Source organism: Fibrobacter succinogenes (assembly GCF_902779965.1).
Classification (GTDB): Bacteria; Fibrobacterota; Fibrobacteria; order Fibrobacterales; family Fibrobacteraceae; genus Fibrobacter; species Fibrobacter succinogenes_F.
Map to the genome: position 1 here is coordinate 258,527 of NZ_CACZDK010000004.1, position 18,423 is coordinate 276,949.

Here is an 18,423-nt window from a genome sequence, read left to right on the forward strand (position 1 = left end):
AGTTAGTTATTAGTCATTAGTTCATAGCTAATAATTAAAAAAACATATCCAAAGCGCACTCGCAAACAACCTCAAAGGGCAACACCCGACCTCACACCTCAAAACCTCTACAGAGCGGAGCGGACATCCGTGAGCCACAAGTGCCTCGTATCAACGAGTCATCGAAGGCGACCTTTGACCACTTAGTGCTTTAGCACTTATGTGGGCATGGCCACCTTTAGGTGGGAGTGAGGCGAAGACGGAGTCTTGTATTACACAAGAGCCGAACGGTGCGCAAGAAGGACCACCCAGGCAGGGAGACCCGGGTGATCCCTTGTGTTGTGGTAGGTGCGCACTCACGCACCCATGTGTGTGTGTTCTTTCTCGGAGGCGCACTCGAAAACATTCGAACGCACCAGGTCGAATTTTTGGTATTACAATGTAGGCTAACCGTTATTCACGATTAGAACAAGTCATTCATACGCATAAAGGCAGGCAAGTCGTAATCGACGTTGCTTTCCTTAAGAGCGTCTTCGGAGCCCTTCTGGTTACGCATAAAAGCAGGAGTGCCATAATCCACAGCGCTCACCTGTTCAGTCTGAGCCGGGCGAGATTCCTGCTTGTTCAAGGAGCTTGCATAATTGCCGTTAGAAAGCGGATCCGCATCGGCTGCACCCGGCATTTCTTCCGTTTCGCGAACGGTCTTGGTAGCCGTTGCAACAGATTCTTCGGCATAGCTAGCCTTAGCATCAAAGCTCGGAGAAGCAAAAGACGATGCCGGAGCGAACATGGCGGCAGCTTGATTTATCGGAGTAGCCGGACGGGCTGCACTTGCGTATTGCGGGACAGAAGCATAAGACGGAGCAGCAGAAACAGTGCGCTGTGTGACAGCCGGAGCAGCAACAGTCTGAGCAGCCATAGCAGCCGTCGGCATAGCAGCGGTCGGCATGGCAGCAGGCATAGCGGCAGTGGCACGGCCAGCGAGAGCAACAAAGTTAGTTGTCGGACGCGGAGTAGCCTGCACCGGAGCAACCTGAGCCTGATAAGCAGCCTGTTGGTATGCAGCAGCGGCATTCATATTAGCATAACCAGCAGCAGCGGCATTGTTCGTGCCACCGCAACCCGTTGCGATAATAGTGATGCAAACCTTGTCGCCAAGTTCCGGAAGAGTGATGTCACCGACGATGATGTTCGGGTTGCCTTCTTCGCCCACAGCGTCGTAAATGTGTTCCATAGCTTCGTTGTGTTCGAGCAAGGAATAGTTTTCGCCATGAGAAACGTTGATAAGCACGCCAGAAGCGCCCTGGATATCGATATCTTCGAGAAGCGGAGAAGAAAGAGCTGCATCGGCAGCGGCAACACCGCGACCTTCACCTTCAGCCGTACCCGTACCCATGAGAGCGGAACCGCCCTTGAGCATAACCTTGCGGATATCAGCAAAGTCAACGTGCACAAGACCGTGACGGAACATGATGCTGCAGATGCTCTGCACTGCATTGCCGAGGATTTCGTCAGCCATCTTAAAAGCTTCATCGACAGTAGCGTTCTTGTTCGTGTTCTGGATGAGGTTCAAGAGCTTCTTGTTTTCGATAACGATAATGGTGTCAGCAGCTTCGCGGAGAGCGCGAACGCCATTCTGAGCCAAAGAATTACGGACGTTACCTTCGAAGCGGAACGGCTTTGTGACAACGGCAACCGTAAGGATGCCAAGTTCACGAGCAACGGTAGCAACGATCGGAGCTGCGCCCGTACCGGTACCACCGCCCATGCCTGCCGTAACGAACACGAGGTCAGCACCTACCATAGCCTTCTTCAAGTCATCGATATTTTCTTCGACAGCCTTGCGACCCATTTCCGGGTCCATGCCAGCACCGAGATTTCTCGTGCTCTTTTCACCGATAAGGATCTTATGGTCAGCGAGACTCTGGTCGAGAGCCATAGCATCGGTATTGATGGCATAGTATTCTACACCTTCAATATTCATCTGCTTCATACGGTTCACAGTGTTGCCGCCGGCACCGCCGACGCCAAACACCTTCACCTTGGCGTTTCTGGATGGGGTATCGTCACCCGTGATACGAGACATAGCCTCGAAGTTGATGTTTTCAAAGTCACTCATAGTTTATCTCCCTGATTTGAGTGGTTTAACAGTTAAAAGTAAGTCTTGATGATGTCGCGAATGCGTTGCATACCCTTCTTCACAGAAACGAGCAATTGGGTATCCGTGTCACGCTGTTTTCTTTCGCGATGTTTCTTGTTCGCGTAGTACAAGAGGCCAATACCTGTTGCGTAAGACGGATTCTGGAACGCTTCCTGAATGCCGCTCATGCCTCTCGGCTTACCAATATGGACAGGCTTCTTGAATACTTTAGCTGCAATTTCTTCGATTCCCGGAAGGTTGCAGCAGCCACCCGTAAGCACGATACCGCCATCAATAACGGTATCCAAGTGGTGCTTTTCCAAATCCTTCGCCAAGAGCTTGAAGATTTCAGCCACACGCGCTGTAATAATTTGTGCTAAAAGTTTACGAGAACAAAGAACTTCTCCACGGTCACCCACACCTGGGACCGGGAAGGTTTCATCTTCAATCAAATTGTTGAGCGAGCAGGTGCCATACTTTTTCTTGAGTTCTTCGGCCTTTGTCAAAGAGACCGGAACCTTAAGGCACTTGCTAATATCACTTGTAATAATGTTACCGGCCATGTCAAGCGATGCCGTGTAACGCACGGAATCCTTTACAAAAACAGCCACGTCGGCAGAACCTGCACCAATGTCAATCAATGCCACACCGAGTTCGCGTTCATCGTTGGAAAGAACGGCAGAAGCGGCAGCAAGCGGTTCCAAAACAAAACCGGCAACGTTAAGTCCTGCACGGTTGACGCACTTGGCGATATCCTGGAGGGCATTCGGACGCGAGGTTACTACCTGAACTTCCACACCCAAGCGGCGGCCAGAATAGCCTTTGGGATTGCGAATACCCGTTCTATCATCCAGCGTATATTCACCTGGGAATACATGGATAATTTCGCCAGCCTTGTCAGGAAGCGTACTTGCAAGCCTCTGGACGTTCACGATATCTTCATCGCGAACTTCATTTGTCGGTAACGAAACAAGTCCCTTGTAGCTGTAAGACGACACATGCTTACCCGCAATGCCTACATAGACATCGCGCACATCGACTCCCGCCGATGATTCAAGCATATGGACGGCCTTTTGCAACGTCTCGACGACAGAATCGTATTCATCGGACGATTCCAGCGGGAAGTCGCCACATTCCACGACTCGGACGGATTCACCTTCCGAGATGCCGACAAACAAATTTACTTTCGAGGCACCGATATCAAGCCCGAAAATATAGTCCTCTTTTTTGACCATTTGCTTATTGTCATCCATTGGTACACCTCTTATCGATGTTTTTTATATACGCAAATCCATGAAATCTCATATCGACCTCGCTAGCGCAAAGGAAATCTCTCCTAAAGCCCTTGCCGACAGCATCATACAAAGTAAACAAATCCTTATCCCAGTTCGATTCCGGGAACATCACGCGGAACCCGACATCCTTGAAATACACTTCAAATGCGCGGTCATTCTCGGACCAGCCCACTTGCGAAACGCGCTCATAGAGCGGCTTGTTCAGATTGAGCATGGTTGACAAGAACGAAGCCACCTGCTTGACCTTTCCCAAGGATTCCGTTTCAAGAATCGGCAAATGGAGCGCTGTCATCATAGACATCGGAAGCGAAAGACCTCTTTCGGAATAGACCGTAGCCTTGCCGTCTTCAAGCACCGACAAAATCGGGGACGCTTCTTGAATCTTGATGTACAAAGACGACGGGAACTTGCTTTCGACTTCGGCAGAATGAATCAGCGGAATCTGCAAGAGCGATTTCCTGACAGAATCTGCATCCAGTTCCGACATGAGCATGCCCGTTTCCACCTGAGCGCTCTGCACCACATCTTCCCAAGAAAGCATGCGATTGCCTTCAATTTCGATGTACTGCAAATGCCTGAATTCCAGCGGATTAATTTGGTTTAAATAGAAACGACTTTGCCACAGTGCAACGGAGGCAATGACAAACAACAAGGTCAAAATCCAACCTTTGCGCTTGTACCAACGAACAGCAGAACCCACACGCACACGTCTCTTACGTGAACGTTTACGCCTGCGCTTGCGTTCGTTATAGCCGATCCGTCGACCGAACATGTTCGTATCATTTAAACTCAAATACTCTTCTCCAAAATCGTCTGGCCGAGTTTCCAAATGTTACCGGCGCCCATAAGAACAATCACATCGTTCGGCTTAAGCAAATCCTTGCAAACCGGGATCAAGTTGTTCACGTCACCAATAAAGCGGGCATCGCGGTGGCCGCGGTCAGCAGCACTGTTGGCCACCATGGCACCTGTCACGCCCTCAATCGGCTTTTCGCGAGACGGATAAATGTCGGTCACCAAGAGCACATCGCAGTTCGAAAATGCGCTACCAAATGCTTCGTGCTGATCGCGAGTGCGAGTAAACAAATGCGGCTGGAAAGCAACAATAATGCGCTTATCCGGGAACGCTTCGCGGAAACCGAGAAGTGTAGCGGTCGCTTCGGTCGGATGGTGAGCATAATCATCAAACACCATCACGCCATTCTTTTCGCCAATGAATTCAAAGCGGCGCTTGACACCTTCGAATGCAGCTACAGCCTTGCGGGCAACTTCAATGGAAATACCTTCTTCGACAGCAAGCGCTACGGCAGCCGTTGCATTCAAAACGTTGTGACGGCCCGGAATCTGGAGTTTAAATTCGCCAAGACTCTTGCCATCGCAAAGAATTTCAAACTTCGGATAACCCTTCACGAACGCGAGATTTTCAACGCGGTACTTGGCCTGGCGCGTAAAGCCATACGTAATCACCGGCTTCTTGAGGTGAGCCAAAATCTGCTGCACGTTCGGGTCATCAAGGCATACAATCACCTGACCGTAGAACGGAATCTTATTCGCAAACTGCGTAAACGCATCCTTGATTGCATCGATATTTTCGTACGTATCGAGATGATCGGCATCGATGTTCGTGATAATCGCCGAAGACGGCATCATCGAAAGGAAGCTGCGGTCAAATTCGTCACTTTCAGCAATGAGGTAATCGCCGTGGCCCACTTTGGCACCACTGCACTTACCCTTCACAATTCCACCCACAATAATCGTCGGGTCAAGGCCAGCTTCTTCCCAAATAGCGCCAACGATAGAAGTCGTTGTCGTCTTGCCATGCGTACCGGCAATGGAAAGCGTGTACTTGAGGCGCATCAGTTCACCGAGCATTTCAGCACGGCGAATCACCGGAATGCGGCGAGCGCGAGCTTCAACAAGTTCCGGATTGTCAAACGGAATGGCAGAAGAATAAACAACCAAGTCCGCATCTACAACATTCTTGGCTTCGTGCTTTGCATCAATGCGAATGCCAAGACCTTTCAGGTAGTCGATGACAGCGCCTTCGCCCATATCGGAACCCGTCACGACAAAGCCATTTTCGTGGAGCACTTCGGCAATACCGGACATACCAGCGCCACCGATACCCACGAAATGAAGGCGACGAACACGTTTACAATCATTAATCTGCATTACGTTCTCTCCATATCCAGAATAATTTTCGCAATCTGGTCAGCGGCATCGGGCATGCCAAGCGTTGCTGCGGCCTCGCCCATCTGCTTCAGGCGTTCCGGATCATACAGGAGCGCTTCAACTTTATTCCAAAGATCATTCGGTTCTTCATCAAGTTCCACAAGAGCAGCGCCCGCCTTTTCAACAACGCGAGCATTGTGTTCCTGATGGTTTGCAGTCGCATGCGGGTACGGGAGCAAAATAGAGGGCTTACCAAATGCAAGAATTTCTGCAAGTCCCGAAGCTCCAGCGCGGCTGATAATCAAGTCGGCATGTTTCATGTAGGCGTAAATGTTATCGAGGAATCCGCGAACAGCAACGTTGGGCAAAATGCCAAGGCGTTCGTTGATACTATCAACATTCTTTACACCCACTTGCCAAACCACGCTAATATCTTCGTGAGCAGCAATGCGGCCAATACTTTCTTCAATCTTGTTGTTGATGCCAACAGCACCCTGGGAGCCACCGACAATGAATACAGCCTTGCGACCTTCACGGTATTCAATCGGACGAGCCAAGGAATCCGCTGAAGGCAAATCACGAATCGGGTTACCCAGAATACGCGTTTTTTCAATCGGGAATCCCTTCATCGCTTCTTCGGAAGTGACAAAGACCGTCTTTGCATAACGCGCACCAACTTTATTTGCAATACCGGCAACGGCGTTCTGTTCCTGCAAATAAACCGGGATGCCCATAGAACCTGCCGCAAGCACAATCGGGAGCGACACATAGCCACCCGTCGCCACGACAACATCCGGGTTCACTTTTTTCACGACGCTCTTCGCACGAATGAGCGACTTCGAAAGTTTAAACGGGAGTGCCAAATTTTTGAGGAACGGTCCACGATGCAGAGGAACAGCCGAGATATATTCGTACGGCCAATCCTTTGCCACAAGGCGTTCTTCCATAGCATCCTTGCGGCCAGCAAATGTAATATCTGTAACACCCATCTTCTTTAAACTCTCGGCAATAGCCACTGCCGGGAATATGTGGCCACCAGTGCCACCGCAAACAAAGAGGAACTTTTTCATATAGAACTCCTTCTTGTCCTAAAATTCATGTATGAACCCGTGTCGAACGAAACATTGTTGCTTATATAAGGTTCACGAATGCTCTTTCCACTCGTCGGGCGCGAAATATTCAACAAAATTCCAATAAAAGCAGCCGTAACCATCAGGTTCGTTCCGCCATAGCTAATAAACGGAAGCGGCTGGCCGGTCGCCGGAATAAGCCTTACGCAAACACAAATGTGAATCACAAAATTCATGAATACCGAAGTCGTAAGCGCTACAGCCAAATACCGGCCAAATCGAGTCGTCGACGACCTTGCAATGTTGTAGCCCTGCGAGAAAAGAATCGCAAAAGCTAGCAAGACCAAGAACGTCCCCACAAATCCAAATTCTTCGCCAATCACTGCGTACACAACGTCTTTATGCGCTTCGGGCAAGTAACCCAGTTTCTGTTCGCCCATGCCAATTCCCGTTCCAAACAAGCCGCCATTCCCGAGCGCTTCAAGAGCATGGTCCACCTGGTACTGCGAATTTTTCATGGCGCCATCGTTAGAGAAAAACGCAAGGATACGCTGGCGGGTATGCGACTTGCAAAGCATCGCAATAATTCCCATCGGCACGCTCACCAAAACGCCCAAGCCCACGTACTTGTAGTTTGCCCCCGCAATCATAAGCAGCACAAGCAGCAACGTGCAGAACATGATAAACATCGAGTAGTTCGGCTGACTCAAAAGCAAAATTGCAGAAATCCCTAAAGGAATCGCCGGCTGGACAATCGAACACTTGATTGACTTGATTTCGTCGCCCGCATCCGAAAGTTTCGAGCAAATCCAAATGATAAATGCAAACTTCAAAATCTCGGACGGCTGAATACCAAAGATCCAACGAGAAGCGCCCTTTGTCGCCACACCCGAAATGGTCGCCGCCAAAGTGAGCACGGCCCCAAAGCCAAAGATATAGCGCGCAAGAACTTTCCACAGCGCATAATCAATCTTGCAGAACACCGCCAAAATCACAACCGAGGCAAAAACCTTAGTCAAGTGCGACATCAAGTAATGTTCCGGAGACAAATTCTTCGAAGAGGCCACAGGCGCAGATGCGGAATAGATAATAGCTACGCCAAAGCACATTAATATTAATGTGACAAACAGCAAAAGCTTGTTTATTCCCTGTGTCTGAGTCGTTGTGGACATTTTAACTTCGAATTCCTTCCTTAAAATCTGAGCACCGGCACCATGTGCAACAGAGCATCGACAACACGTTCCATGTGCATGCCGCGGCTACCCTTCACCAACACAACATCGCCTTCGGCAACGGATTGGCTCAAGCAAGTCACAGCATCATCGACTGTATCGAAATGGAACACGTTCTTCATGCCGCGAGACTTTGCGCCTTCGACATATTTTTTCGCTTCGTTACCCACAGCAATGAGCATATCGAAATTCATTTCGGGAACCATAGCGCCAATCTGCTTGTGCAAATTGCCACTTTCCTTGCCGAGTTCAAGCATGTCGCCGAGTACAGCAATACGCAATCCTTCAACTTTCATGTTGCCAAGCGTCTGGAGAGCCATCTTCGTCGAAGACGGATTGGCATTGTAACAGTCCGAAATAATCCTGAAGCCATTTGCGATTTTCACTTCCATGCGCATGCTCGTGGAGCTAAATCCAGCAAGAGCCTTTGCAATATCGCCCTTCGGGATGCGGAAAGCTTCGCCCACGGCAATGGCAGCAAGAGCATCGTAAAGATTGTGGTCACCTGGAACATTCAACGTAAAGTGCGTACGACCGACGTAGAAATCAGCGCAGAGATTTTCGTTCCACTTGAGTTTTTCCGGCTTGATGACACCACGGCGCACACCGAAGGTCACAACCTTGTAATTCTTGGTTGCCTTCACCTTGCAAAGGCGTTCATCGTCGGCATTCACAATCAGCGTGCCGCCCTTCTTGAGTCCTGCGACAATGTTAATCTTTTCATTGAACACGCCATCCAAATCGCCAAGGCGTTCAAGGTGGCTTGCGCCAATGTTCGTAATCACGGCAACATCCGGCTCGGTAGCCAACGAAAGCGGACGGATTTCGTCCGGGCCACTCGTTCCCATTTCGACAACAGCAGCTTCATGGCTGTGCTTCAGCTGGAACAGCGTCATCGGGACACCGATATGGTTGTTGAAGTTCCCCTGCGTAGCATGGGTATTGTACTTCATCGAAAGTACAGCCTTCGTCATTTCCTTTGTAGTCGTCTTGCCGTTACTACCGGTAATAGCGACCTTCTTCAACTTGAAAAGTTTTTGATAGCCCTTGGCAAGCTTCAAGAGAGCCTTTGTCGTATCATCGACCGGAGCGTACATCTTGAAATTCGGATCGATAGCAGCTTGGTTTACAACGCTCATCAGAGCTCCATCCTTTTCCATTTGAGATACAAACTGGTGGGCGTCAAAACGTGCGCCCTTAATTGGCCAAAAGACAACGCCCTTGGCTTTTTCACGAGAATCCATGCAGAGATTCACCTTGCGTTTCAAGGTGCGAGCCGGAACACCGACAGCTTCGGTTTCCAGAATCTCAAGCATTTCTCCAATAGTCAAATCAAGCTTCAGCATCAGACATCGCCTTCACCGCGATTTCGCGATCGTCAAAATGATGTTTGGTCTTACCAATAATCTGGTAATCTTCATGGCCCTTGCCTGCAATCACAAGCCAGTCGCCACTCTTGAGTTCCGCACAAGCGCGGTTAATCGCTTCTTCGCGGTTTTCAACAACTTCAAACTTGTCCGTAGTCATGCCGGCGCGAACGTCAGCGATGATGTCGGCGGGCTTTTCGGTACGCGGATTATCCGACGTGAGCCAAGCCTTGTCCGCAATGCGTTCAGCAATGCCGCCCATAATCGGGCGCTTTGTCTTGTCACGGTCACCACCGCAACCGAACACGGTCGAAAGTTTACCGCGGCAAAGGCTACGAGCCGTATTCAAAACGCGTTCAAGAGCATCCGGCGTGTGGGCGTAATCCACAATCACGTGCTTGCCATCCTTGCTCCAGACCTTTTCAAAACGGCCCGGAACGCGAACATTTGCAATCGCCTTGCGCATAGCGTCTTCAGGAATTGCAAGCGCATGAGCCCAAGAAAGCACCAAGAGCACATTGTCAACGTTAAAGTCACCACAAAGCGGAGTTTCAAATTTTTCGGTCGCAATCATCGGAAGCGTAAATTCAAGACCGTCTTCCGTGCTTTTCACTTCGCCAAACGGCTTTACATCGGCCTTGGCCTTGCCGAGTCTCGAAACAGCAACCTTGCGGCAATCCAAGCAATTAAAGAGTTTTTCGCCATGTTCATCATCAATATTGATAACGGCAACACCATTTTCGGCGAGGTACTTTGTAAAGAGCAACTTCTTTGCTTCAAAGTAAGCATCCATCGTCTTGTGGTAATCGAGATGGTCTTGCGTCAAGTTGCTAAAGAGCCCGCTCTTGTAATGGATTCCAGCAACACGTCCTTGATGGAGCGAATGCGAAGACGCTTCCATCACGAGGTCCGTGCAGCCAGCATCAACAGCGCGAGCGGCAAATGCATAAAGGTCCAAAAGCCCCGGAGTCGTAAGCGTTGCCGGCACGGACTTGTCACCAATCTTGTTCAAAATGGTTCCAAGAAGAGCCACCTTGTGGCCTGCGGCTTCGAGCATGGCATTCATCAAAAACGCACTAGTTGTCTTGCCGTTCGTGCCTGTGATGGCATGGCAAATCAACTTGCTGAACGGGTCTTTGTAGAAAATTTTAGCAGCTTCAAGGCGCGCGGCCTTCACGTCGGGCACCTGAATCCATTTTGACGTAAGCCCTTCTGGAGCCATCGTCTCGCCCACAACTGCCACGGCGCCAGCAGCAATGGCACTACGGGCAAATGCTTCGTACCCTTCCGTTGGAACAGAGAAGAACAAATTCCCCGGTTTCACACGGCGGGAATCATCACAAAGCCCCGTCACGGACAACTTTTCCATAAGTCCTTCCGAAATCATCAGCTTTTCTCCTTTAAGGTCAGCTTGCAAACCGCCCCCTTCCGCAAGGCTTCTTCGGCCTTGGGTTCCTGAGCAACAACGCGTCCCTTTCCTGTATATTCAACATTCATACGGATGTTCCCCATCACTTCGAGAGCATCCTTCAGCGAAAGCCCTTGCAAATTGGGCATACGGCTTGCCACCGCATCGCCAAGCAAAAGCGTTTTGCCATTGACAAGTCCCATATCAACTCGTTCCGAAATCACGCGGAGTCCCTTGCCTTCAAAGCGGACAGGGCAACGGTGTTTCTTTGCATATTCCTTAGCCGAAGAAGCCGTCATCCCGGCAAAATCCTTATCGCACGGAGAACCTAGTTTCACCTGCTTTAAGTTGTGCGCAATCGGCGAAAGCGCCGGATGATAATAAATCCCTTCCATGATGCGGCGGAAAATCGGGCCTGCAGTAAGGCCACCCACATGTTTACCTTGCGGGTCGTCCACAAGCACCAAGCACACATAACGCGTATCTTCAGCAGGAGCAAGCCCAATGAACGAAGCCACTTGAGAATTGCGGTCGTAAGAGCGGGTCAAGTGATTGTACTTTTCAGCCGTACCCGTCTTCCCGCCAAACAAAACATCTTTCAACTTCTGCGATGCCACACGCTTTGCCGTACCACTGTTCACCACGCGATTGAGCATTTTGCGGATTGTTGCTGCCGTCTTTTCAGAAACAACTCTACGGAGTTCTACCGGTTTGTTCCTTTCGACAACATCGCCATTAGAATTGCGCCATTCCTTCACAATCTGCGGGCGCATCAACGTTCCGCCATTCGCAATCGCCGCATACGCCATTACCATCTGGATTGGAGTCGTAGAAACAGCATGTCCAAAGCCCATCGTCTTTAAAGTTCTATCGTCACGAGTGAGTTCCGTCGGAGTCAAAAGTCTGCCGTTTTCTTCGCCCTCATAATTGTCAAAAGCTCTAGTGCCAATACCAAAAGCACGAGCCATTTTGAACAAACGTTCAGCGCCCACTTCATCGGCAATCTTTGCAAAAACAATGTTCGAAGACTGCACCATCGCTTCGCTCATGTCCATATCGCCATAAACGTGCGTATCGCAAATTTTTTCAATCTTCGGGTTCCATTGCCAGCAACGACCTTCGTTCACAAAAATCTTGTTCGGACTAACGGCATTATTTTCAAGAGCAGCCGCAGCTGTAATCACCTTGAACGTTGAACCTGGTTCATATGACATCGAAATAATTTCGTTCTTTGCCATGCGACCGATTCCCTGAATTTTGGAGTTCGGGTCAAATGTCGGGTAGCTCGCCATCGCCAAAATTTCGCCCGTGTACGGATCTACGACAACGGCACTAGCGCTCGTTGCCATAAATTCAGCAACACCATCCTTCAATGCCTTTTCGACAATTTCCTGCATGTTGCGGTCAATCGTCAAAACAAGATTCAAGCCAGACTTTGCTTCGACCACATTCTTCGAGCGGTAATAAACTTCACGACGGTGCACGTCCTGCACGCTCACGCGGAGCCCTTCGTCACCACGAAGGCTATCGTCGAAAATCTTTTCCATGCCCATGCTACCGCTGCCGTTATAGCCAACCTTGCCCACAATCTGCGATGCAAGTGATCCCTGCAAGAACAATCGACTGTAACCCAAATTGTCGCTCGTATCGCGCATGCTTTCGGCAAACACAATACCATTACGGTCCATAATCGAGCCGCGTTCTGCATACAAATTCTTCGTATGCGTCACCATGGACTTTGTGTTCACCTGGTAAAGATTGCGGTTCATCACCTGGATATCAAACGTCTGGAAAACCAAGACGACAATCGTGCAAAGCACAAGGCTCTTCAATATAAACAGGGGATCTGCGCCGTATTTATTCATTCGACTCCCCCGTTATCATGACTTTTACCGGAACCTCGTAAAGACCAAGGCCCGTCTCTTCTGCAAACTTTGCCAAATGGCTCATGGATGTAAGCTTGTTGATCTCGTAATCCCTCAAAAGGATTTCACGATTGAGCAAGCTCGCCTTTTCCCTTAACCCATAGAAAGTGCCATAAAGACGATTAATGCGGTTTTGCATGTACACCGGGAACATGCATGCCGCCGTAATCATGAGAACGAATAAGAATACGATTCTCATGACGCCGCCCCTGCCGGAACCTGCGGATAAATTCTGCTCTTCCTTAGTCATACTCTTTCATAAATCCTAAGCTTTGCAGAACGTGCCCGACTGTTCCTGTTGATTTCTTCGGCCGAGGGCAAAATCGGCTTACGATTCACTTTCTTTAAACGCTGGTGGTTGCCACCGCACATGCAAACCGGCAAGTTTTCCGGGCAAATGCACGCCTTTTCAAATTCAGCAGCTGTTTCCTTGACGCAACGGTCTTCAACAGAGTGGTAGCTCATCACGACCAAACGACCGCCCACCTTGAGGCAGTCTACCGCGGCGCGGATACTATCTTCAATCTGCTTGAGCTCGCCGTTCACTTCCATGCGAATGGCCTGGAACACGCGAGCCAAAAGGCTATTTGCATCACGGCGCTTGTCTGGGAACACAGCTTCGACAACAGCCTTGATATCGCTCGGGAGCACATCGCGGCTCGCAGCCGCAATTTCGGCAACTTTTTCTTTAATGCGAGAAGCAAGCTTGAACGCTCGATCCATATCGGCATTCTTGCGGAGCGCCGCTGCAAAATCATCTTCGCTTACCGTGCGGAGCCATTCCTGCGCAGATACATCTTCGCGACGGTCCATGCGAAGGTCGAGCGGATTATCGCCTACAAACGTAAAACCACGGCTAGAGTCATCCACCTGATGACTGCTGATGCCGAGATCGTAAAGGACGCCATCGAGTGTATTCGGCGCAATTTCATTTCCGAGTTCGCTAAACGGAACCGGATGGACAATAAACTTCGGAGCAACACCAGCAAGACGCTTCGTTGCAAACTGGACCGCTTCATCGTCGCGGTCAAATGCATGCAGCGTGCCTTCGGAATCAAGCTTTTGGGCAATAGCGTAAGAATGGCCGCCACCGCCAAGCGTGCAGTCCGAATAGGTGCCATTCGGCTTGATATTCAAGCCTTCAAGACATTCCTTGAGCATCACCGGATCGTGATAGAATTCTCTCCCTTGAACTCCAGCGACCGCGGCTTCCGAAATTTCATTTACATGTACTGACTTGCGGAGATTCTTATCTGCCATTATCCCCCTCCGTCAAGCCTTCACCATAGAACGCAGCGTCGAAAGCTTCGATTGCATCATTTGTCTGCAATCCATACTTTTCGTTGTAACGTTCAGGATTCCATAATTCGAGAGTCTTACCGCGGGCCTGGACATAAAGCACTTCGTCTTTAAGGCCGGCATACTCCAATAAAATCTTGGGGAGTAAAATGCGATTCTGGCCATCCATCTCCACGACTGTGGGGCTGAGGCCTCTCCGAACTAAATCGGCTTGACGGCGGTCGGACCTAGCATCCAAGTCCGCCATGAATTTCTCAAACTCAGATAGGACGAACAACCGGAGGGTGCGGTCCGGGCCACGAGTGACCACGAACTCATTCCCTTCGGACGCCGAAAGCTGACGACGGAATTCCCTAGGGAAGGAGGTCCTTCCCTTTCCATCAATCGCCGTTTGGGCTTGTCCTATGAAAGAAGTGAAATCCATATTTGACACATTTTACCACAACACTTATCACACGTGGTAAATATACCCACTTTCACCCACAGTGGCAACACAAAACAGAGGTCAAACTTAAAAAAAGCATACTTTCACCCTCTGATGAGAAAAATTTTACACAAAAATTTGCTCATATGAGCAATCTTTCAAAGCTAGTAAGATAATATTTACGTAAGAAATTTATTAGAAATGATAGTTAGTAGACAGTAGGAAGTAGGCGGTAGGAAGTAAACCGCAAACAAAACACGCTATTTTCTAAATTTTCTAGTAACTACTAACTATTAACTAGTAACTAAGTCTCCATGCTTCTCCGCACACCTGATTTTTATGATTCGTTCCACTGCATCGCTGGCAAATGCACCGACACTTGTTGCATCGGCTGGGAAATCGACATTGACGAAGCTAGCGCCAAACGCTACGCCAAAGTCAAAGGCGCATTCGGAGAAAAGCTCCGCGAAAACATCAAAGACAATCATTTCAAATTGAGTCCTGGCGACCGCTGCCCATTTTTAAGGCAAGACGGACTTTGCGACATGATTTGTCATCTTGGCGAAGACAGTCTCTGTGACATTTGCCGTGAGCACCCGCGATTTGTCGAAGTTTACGGCGACATCATGGAAAAAGGCATCGGGCTTTGTTGCGAAGAAGGCGTGCGGCTTCTGCTCGAATGCAAAAGCACAGCCTCCTCGCCCATTGCATTTGTCGAGCGCGAAATTGACGATGAACCAGACGACATTCCCGACGAAGCTCTCGAAGCCCGCGATGCCATATTTGAAGAACGCGAGCATTTATTCAAAATCCTTGCAGACCACAGCAAACCTCTTAACAAGCGTATAATCGAATTGTTAGACTTTGCCGTTGAAACAAGCGGGTTTGAAAATTTCGAACAAAGTTTTAACAATTATTCAGTAAAATCAACCGACAGCACAAGCAACGCCAAAATTTCGAACAACATCCTCCAGTCGTGGATCGACGTTTTAGGCAAAGGCGAAAGCTACGGACCGGCTTGGGACAGCGCTTACAAAGAGTTAGTACAAATTTTACATACCCCCGATAGTTCAATCGGTAACGTCGGACACTTCACCGATAGCGACGGCGAAAAAATCATCGCCTATCTACTATTCCGTTACTACGAAAAAAGTCTGTTCGACGGGAACAGCCTTACCAAAGTCGAGTTCGCCATTTACTTCTGGATTATGGTGAAGAAATTAGGCGCCATTTTAACCAAAATCGACGCTATAAAATTACTGAGCAAGCAAACTGAATACTCCGAAGAAATCATGGGCATTCTAGAGGAAGAATTCATGGAAAATCCGCTATTTTCGCCAGAGAATTTCAAGAGAATCTTGAGAGAATAGCGTCACCGCCCGAGAAACGTTATTTTTTACATTATTTTTGCCTTTTTTTGACGAAAATCACAATTAACCCCCTTATTTTTTGGTATTTTACAACTGTTTAAATAGGATTCCCAGGGATTAACCCAAAGTCTTTAGGAGTATGTGCATGTTTAGTCGTATTTTCACCTTGATCGCTTTCGCTGCAGCAATGACTTTTGCGCAGTTTGCACCAGAACCGCAAGTTGCCGACATCAAATTAATGATGGATTCCAAGACCGAACAACCCATGAAAATGGACTTTTCCAAGCACCTTTCGGGCATCAGCGATCCGGGTATCATGTTCAGCCATTTCGCTAACCGCCCGCTGCTCATCTACTATTTCAGCCCCAAGTGCCCGCACTGCCAAAAACACTTCCCCGAAATTCAGAACCTCATCAAGGAATATGAAGCCAAGGGACTTACGGGTATTGCCATCGGTCTGAACGGCGGCATCAAGAAGAACGACATCCGCATCTTCATCGACCAATACCATGCCGTCATTCCAGTATTCCAAGACACGGATAGCGAATTCGGCCCCACTTACGGCACCGGCTACATTCCAGTCGTCTACCTGGTGCAGAAGGACGGCACGTTCTACCGCTACGAGACGCTGAACGAAGCGAACATGAACCATTTGCGCGCGACGCTGAACAAAATTTTGAAGAAGCAATAATAAACTTGTCATTCCCCTAACGGGGCTTGACTGCTGCGGGTATCAAATGTGAGTTCACAAGCGACCTCTCGCTTGATACCCTTGCTTGTCATTCCCGCCCGCGAACGGGAATCTTCATTTTTTGCCCCGGCTCTTAGCTGGGGGCTTTTGTTTTGTCGGCGGGAGGCTGCAGCTATGATATCGGCGGGAGGTGACAACGCTTCGCGTTGTCACTCCGGCTTCGGCTCGAATATGCCGACAAGCGAGCTTGTCGGCGCATCACTCGCCTTGCTCTGTAGTCACAAAGCACTCCGTGCTTTGTAGCCTCTGCTACGGCTCGGCAATGCCCGAGCAAGCTCGGTCGCTGCTCTCGCCTTACGCAGAGGTCGAACCCACATATCCTCGTCGTGGGTTCCGTTGAAAATATAAAAGGTTCGCGCGCCAGTGGCGCACGAACCTTTTATACCGTCGGCGGGAGTCGAACCCACGACCCGTTGCTTAGAAGGCAACTGCTCTATCCAACTGAGCTACGACGGCATTTGTGAGCACACAATATAGTAAATTATTTGTTTTTTCGTCAATTTTCAATCGATTCTTCCCTATTCTCTCTAAAAAATTACGTAACTCCCATTGCCATTATCTGGAATTTTATCTACATTTATGCATGAATTTAAATATTTGCATAAACAAAGCACGACACAAAGTCGCACGGAGTTTTAATGAAGATTATCGACATCCTGAAGCAAGACAAGATGAGCCTCTCCTTCGAGGTGTTCCCGCCGAAAAAAGAAACAAGTTTTGAAAGCGTAAAAGCGGCTACGGAATCTATCGCAAAGCTCAACCCCGCATTTATGAGTGTCACCTATGGCGCAGGTGGCGGCGTGAGCCAGTACACGCTCGAAATTGCGAAGAACCTCAAGTACAATTTTGGCATTCCGATGCTCGCTCACCTGACTTGCATTTCAAGCACCAAGGAAACAATCCACCAGCGCATTGAAGACATGAAGGCCGCCGGCATCAAGAACGTAATGGCCCTCCGTGGCGACCTCACGCCGGAACTCATTGCAAACGGCCGTGGCGACTGCGACTACCACCACGCAGTAGAACTCATCCGCGAACTCAAGGCTAGCGATTCTGACTTTTGCATTGGCGCAGCCTGCTACCCCGAAAAGCACCCGGAAAGTGCAAATCAGGCTGACGACATCAAGCACCTCAAGGAAAAAGTCGATGCCGGCGCAGACTTTCTCACGACGCAGATGGTCTTTGACAACAACCTTTTCTTCAGTTTCCTTTACAAGCTCCGCGACGCAGGCGTGAACTGCCCGGTGCTCCCTGGCATCATGCCCATCACAAACGCAAACCAGGTAGAACGCGCCATCAAGCTTTCCGGCTCGTTCATGCCGCAGCGTTTCAAGTCGCTCGTGGATAAGTTCGGTAGCGATCCAGACGCCATGAAGCAGGCAGGCATCATCTACGCCAGCGACCAGATTATCGACCTCTACGCCAACGGCATCACGAACGTGCACGTTTATTCCATGAACAAGCCGGACGTTGCCGAGGGAATCCTCAAGAACGTCTCCGCCATCCTCGGCAAGAACTTCGCAGGGTAACCCTATCCCGTCATGTTGAGGGGAGAAGCCTCGAAACATCCAGTAATTTTTTTACGTCAAAAAAGACCTAGCTTATCGCTAGGTCTTTTTGAATGTTATCCATGAGACTGTCTGCTTTGACGAAGTACCTCTAATTTGGCTTGCATTTCAGCAATTTTTTCATCAGACATTCCCATTTCACGCAAAACGGTTTCAGTATCGTCTCGATTCCGAGCTAATTCAGCTTCTGCATTTTCGGTTTTTTGACGTTCTTCTTCAATCAGCTTTTGCGCCTTGGCTTGCTCTTCGGTGCGCGCATCGACAATCTCCTGACGGTAAACATCGCCGGCACTGACGAATCCGTACTTTTGTCCAATGCTCTTAAATGCCATGTTCAACTCCTTCAGAACGCCATTTCCTAAAAATAAGTATAACTTTCAGAATCAGCCGATTATTGCCTTTCCGCTAGAATTTGTTCCTTGG

The 18,423-nt window shown here is 49.3% G+C and carries 16 protein-coding genes and 1 tRNA gene; 3 read left to right on the forward strand and 14 right to left on the reverse strand.

Annotation, left to right across the window (positions count from 1 at the left end; translation table 11 throughout):
• Positions 1 to 442: 442 nt before the first annotated feature.
• The 12 genes from ftsZ to HUF13_RS03630 are packed head-to-tail and all read right to left on the reverse strand — an operon-like array spanning position 443 to position 14,311.
• Complete coding sequence (gene ftsZ, locus HUF13_RS03575; RefSeq protein WP_173473839.1) at positions 443 to 2,098, reverse strand: cell division protein FtsZ; 1,656 nt, start codon at positions 2,096 to 2,098, stop codon at positions 443 to 445.
• 32 nt (positions 2,099 to 2,130) lie between these two features.
• Positions 2,131 to 3,372 carry a cell division protein FtsA gene (gene ftsA, locus HUF13_RS03580; protein WP_173388538.1) on the reverse strand — a complete coding sequence of 414 codons (1,242 nt, stop codon included), beginning with the start codon at positions 3,370 to 3,372 and terminating at the stop codon, positions 2,131 to 2,133.
• The gene (locus HUF13_RS03585; protein ID WP_304038777.1) at positions 3,365 to 4,207 is read right to left on the reverse strand and encodes a cell division protein FtsQ/DivIB; all 843 of its coding nucleotides are present in this window, start codon (positions 4,205 to 4,207) and stop codon (positions 3,365 to 3,367) included. The genes ftsA and HUF13_RS03585 overlap by 8 nt, the downstream gene beginning before the upstream one ends.
• Positions 4,204 to 5,586: a UDP-N-acetylmuramate--L-alanine ligase gene (murC, locus tag HUF13_RS03590; RefSeq protein WP_173473840.1), complete on the reverse strand. Its 1,383-nt coding sequence runs from the start codon at positions 5,584 to 5,586 to the stop codon at positions 4,204 to 4,206. Before murC ends, HUF13_RS03585 begins: the two co-directional genes overlap by 4 nt.
• A complete protein-coding gene (gene murG / locus HUF13_RS03595; RefSeq protein ID WP_173473841.1) occupies positions 5,586 to 6,656 on the reverse strand; it encodes an undecaprenyldiphospho-muramoylpentapeptide beta-N-acetylglucosaminyltransferase in 1,071 nt (356 codons plus the stop codon). The genes murC and murG overlap by 1 nt, the downstream gene beginning before the upstream one ends.
• Positions 6,653 to 7,828 (reverse strand): putative lipid II flippase FtsW, encoded by a 1,176-nt coding sequence (ftsW, locus tag HUF13_RS03600; protein ID WP_173473842.1) that lies wholly within the window; start codon positions 7,826 to 7,828, stop codon positions 6,653 to 6,655. The genes murG and ftsW overlap by 4 nt, the downstream gene beginning before the upstream one ends.
• Before the next feature lie 20 nt (positions 7,829 to 7,848).
• A complete protein-coding gene (gene murF / locus HUF13_RS03605) occupies positions 7,849 to 9,234 on the reverse strand; it encodes a UDP-N-acetylmuramoyl-tripeptide--D-alanyl-D-alanine ligase (protein ID WP_173473843.1) in 1,386 nt (461 codons plus the stop codon).
• Positions 9,221 to 10,624, reverse strand: coding sequence for a UDP-N-acetylmuramoyl-L-alanyl-D-glutamate--2,6-diaminopimelate ligase (locus HUF13_RS03610; RefSeq protein WP_304038778.1), 1,404 nt, complete (start codon positions 10,622 to 10,624; stop codon positions 9,221 to 9,223). The genes murF and HUF13_RS03610 overlap by 14 nt, the downstream gene beginning before the upstream one ends.
• Before the next feature lie 17 nt (positions 10,625 to 10,641).
• Positions 10,642 to 12,528 carry a penicillin-binding protein gene (locus HUF13_RS03615; RefSeq protein WP_173473845.1) on the reverse strand — a complete coding sequence of 629 codons (1,887 nt, stop codon included), beginning with the start codon at positions 12,526 to 12,528 and terminating at the stop codon, positions 10,642 to 10,644.
• The gene (locus tag HUF13_RS03620) at positions 12,521 to 12,838 is read right to left on the reverse strand and encodes a hypothetical protein (protein ID WP_290924626.1); all 318 of its coding nucleotides are present in this window, start codon (positions 12,836 to 12,838) and stop codon (positions 12,521 to 12,523) included. The genes HUF13_RS03615 and HUF13_RS03620 overlap by 8 nt, the downstream gene beginning before the upstream one ends.
• A complete protein-coding gene (gene rsmH, locus HUF13_RS03625) occupies positions 12,835 to 13,848 on the reverse strand; it encodes a 16S rRNA (cytosine(1402)-N(4))-methyltransferase RsmH (protein WP_173473846.1) in 1,014 nt (337 codons plus the stop codon). The genes HUF13_RS03620 and rsmH overlap by 4 nt, the downstream gene beginning before the upstream one ends.
• Positions 13,838 to 14,311, reverse strand: coding sequence for a division/cell wall cluster transcriptional repressor MraZ (locus tag HUF13_RS03630; RefSeq protein WP_173473847.1), 474 nt, complete (start codon positions 14,309 to 14,311; stop codon positions 13,838 to 13,840). Before HUF13_RS03630 ends, rsmH begins: the two co-directional genes overlap by 11 nt.
• A 314-nt stretch (positions 14,312 to 14,625) precedes the next feature.
• Here HUF13_RS03630 and fliB point away from each other — a divergent pair, with 314 nt between their 5' ends.
• Together fliB and HUF13_RS03640 are read left to right on the forward strand one after the other, a co-directional pair.
• Positions 14,626 to 15,681: a flagellin lysine-N-methylase gene (gene fliB, locus HUF13_RS03635; RefSeq protein ID WP_173473848.1), complete on the forward strand. Its 1,056-nt coding sequence runs from the start codon at positions 14,626 to 14,628 to the stop codon at positions 15,679 to 15,681.
• A 145-nt stretch (positions 15,682 to 15,826) separates the two neighbouring features.
• Positions 15,827 to 16,372: a TlpA disulfide reductase family protein gene (locus tag HUF13_RS03640; RefSeq protein ID WP_173473849.1), complete on the forward strand. Its 546-nt coding sequence runs from the start codon at positions 15,827 to 15,829 to the stop codon at positions 16,370 to 16,372.
• Between the two features lie 442 nt (positions 16,373 to 16,814).
• On the opposite strand, the gene HUF13_RS03645 is transcribed toward HUF13_RS03640, so the two are convergent.
• Positions 16,815 to 16,888: transfer RNA gene (locus tag HUF13_RS03645), tRNA-Arg, on the reverse strand.
• A gap of 182 nt (positions 16,889 to 17,070) precedes the next feature.
• On the opposite strand from HUF13_RS03645, the gene metF reads away from it, so the two are divergent.
• Positions 17,071 to 17,961 (forward strand): methylenetetrahydrofolate reductase [NAD(P)H], encoded by an 891-nt coding sequence (gene metF / locus HUF13_RS03650; RefSeq protein ID WP_173473850.1) that lies wholly within the window; start codon positions 17,071 to 17,073, stop codon positions 17,959 to 17,961.
• 95 nt (positions 17,962 to 18,056) lie between these two features.
• Here the strand turns inward: metF and HUF13_RS03655 are convergent, their stop codons facing one another.
• Positions 18,057 to 18,332, reverse strand: coding sequence for a hypothetical protein (locus HUF13_RS03655; protein WP_173473669.1), 276 nt, complete (start codon positions 18,330 to 18,332; stop codon positions 18,057 to 18,059).
• Positions 18,333 to 18,423: the final 91 nt, after the last annotated feature.

Bases quoted from the DNA above. Each gene is read 5' to 3' on its own strand.
- ftsZ (WP_173473839.1), bottom strand. From the start codon at position 2,098: ATGAGTGACTTTGAAAACATCAACTTCGAGGCTATGTCTCGTATCACG.
- ftsA (WP_173388538.1), bottom strand. From the start codon at position 3,372: ATGGATGACAATAAGCAAATGGTCAAAAAAGAGGACTATATTTTCGGG.
- murC (WP_173473840.1), bottom strand. From the start codon at position 5,586: ATGCAGATTAATGATTGTAAACGTGTTCGTCGCCTTCATTTCGTGGGT.
- murG (WP_173473841.1), bottom strand. From the start codon at position 6,656: ATGAAAAAGTTCCTCTTTGTTTGCGGTGGCACTGGTGGCCACATATTC.
- ftsW (WP_173473842.1), bottom strand. From the start codon at position 7,828: ATGTCCACAACGACTCAGACACAGGGAATAAACAAGCTTTTGCTGTTT.
- murF (WP_173473843.1), bottom strand. From the start codon at position 9,234: ATGCTGAAGCTTGATTTGACTATTGGAGAAATGCTTGAGATTCTGGAA.
- HUF13_RS03610 (WP_304038778.1), bottom strand. From the start codon at position 10,624: ATGGAAAAGTTGTCCGTGACGGGGCTTTGTGATGATTCCCGCCGTGTG.
- HUF13_RS03615 (WP_173473845.1), bottom strand. From the start codon at position 12,528: ATGAATAAATACGGCGCAGATCCCCTGTTTATATTGAAGAGCCTTGTG.
- HUF13_RS03620 (WP_290924626.1), bottom strand. From the start codon at position 12,838: ATGACTAAGGAAGAGCAGAATTTATCCGCAGGTTCCGGCAGGGGCGGC.
- rsmH (WP_173473846.1), bottom strand. From the start codon at position 13,848: ATGGCAGATAAGAATCTCCGCAAGTCAGTACATGTAAATGAAATTTCG.
- HUF13_RS03630 (WP_173473847.1), bottom strand. From the start codon at position 14,311: ATGGATTTCACTTCTTTCATAGGACAAGCCCAAACGGCGATTGATGGA.
- fliB (WP_173473848.1), top strand. From the start codon at position 14,626: ATGCTTCTCCGCACACCTGATTTTTATGATTCGTTCCACTGCATCGCT.
- HUF13_RS03640 (WP_173473849.1), top strand. From the start codon at position 15,827: ATGTTTAGTCGTATTTTCACCTTGATCGCTTTCGCTGCAGCAATGACT.
- metF (WP_173473850.1), top strand. From the start codon at position 17,071: ATGAAGATTATCGACATCCTGAAGCAAGACAAGATGAGCCTCTCCTTC.
- HUF13_RS03655 (WP_173473669.1), bottom strand. From the start codon at position 18,332: ATGGCATTTAAGAGCATTGGACAAAAGTACGGATTCGTCAGTGCCGGC.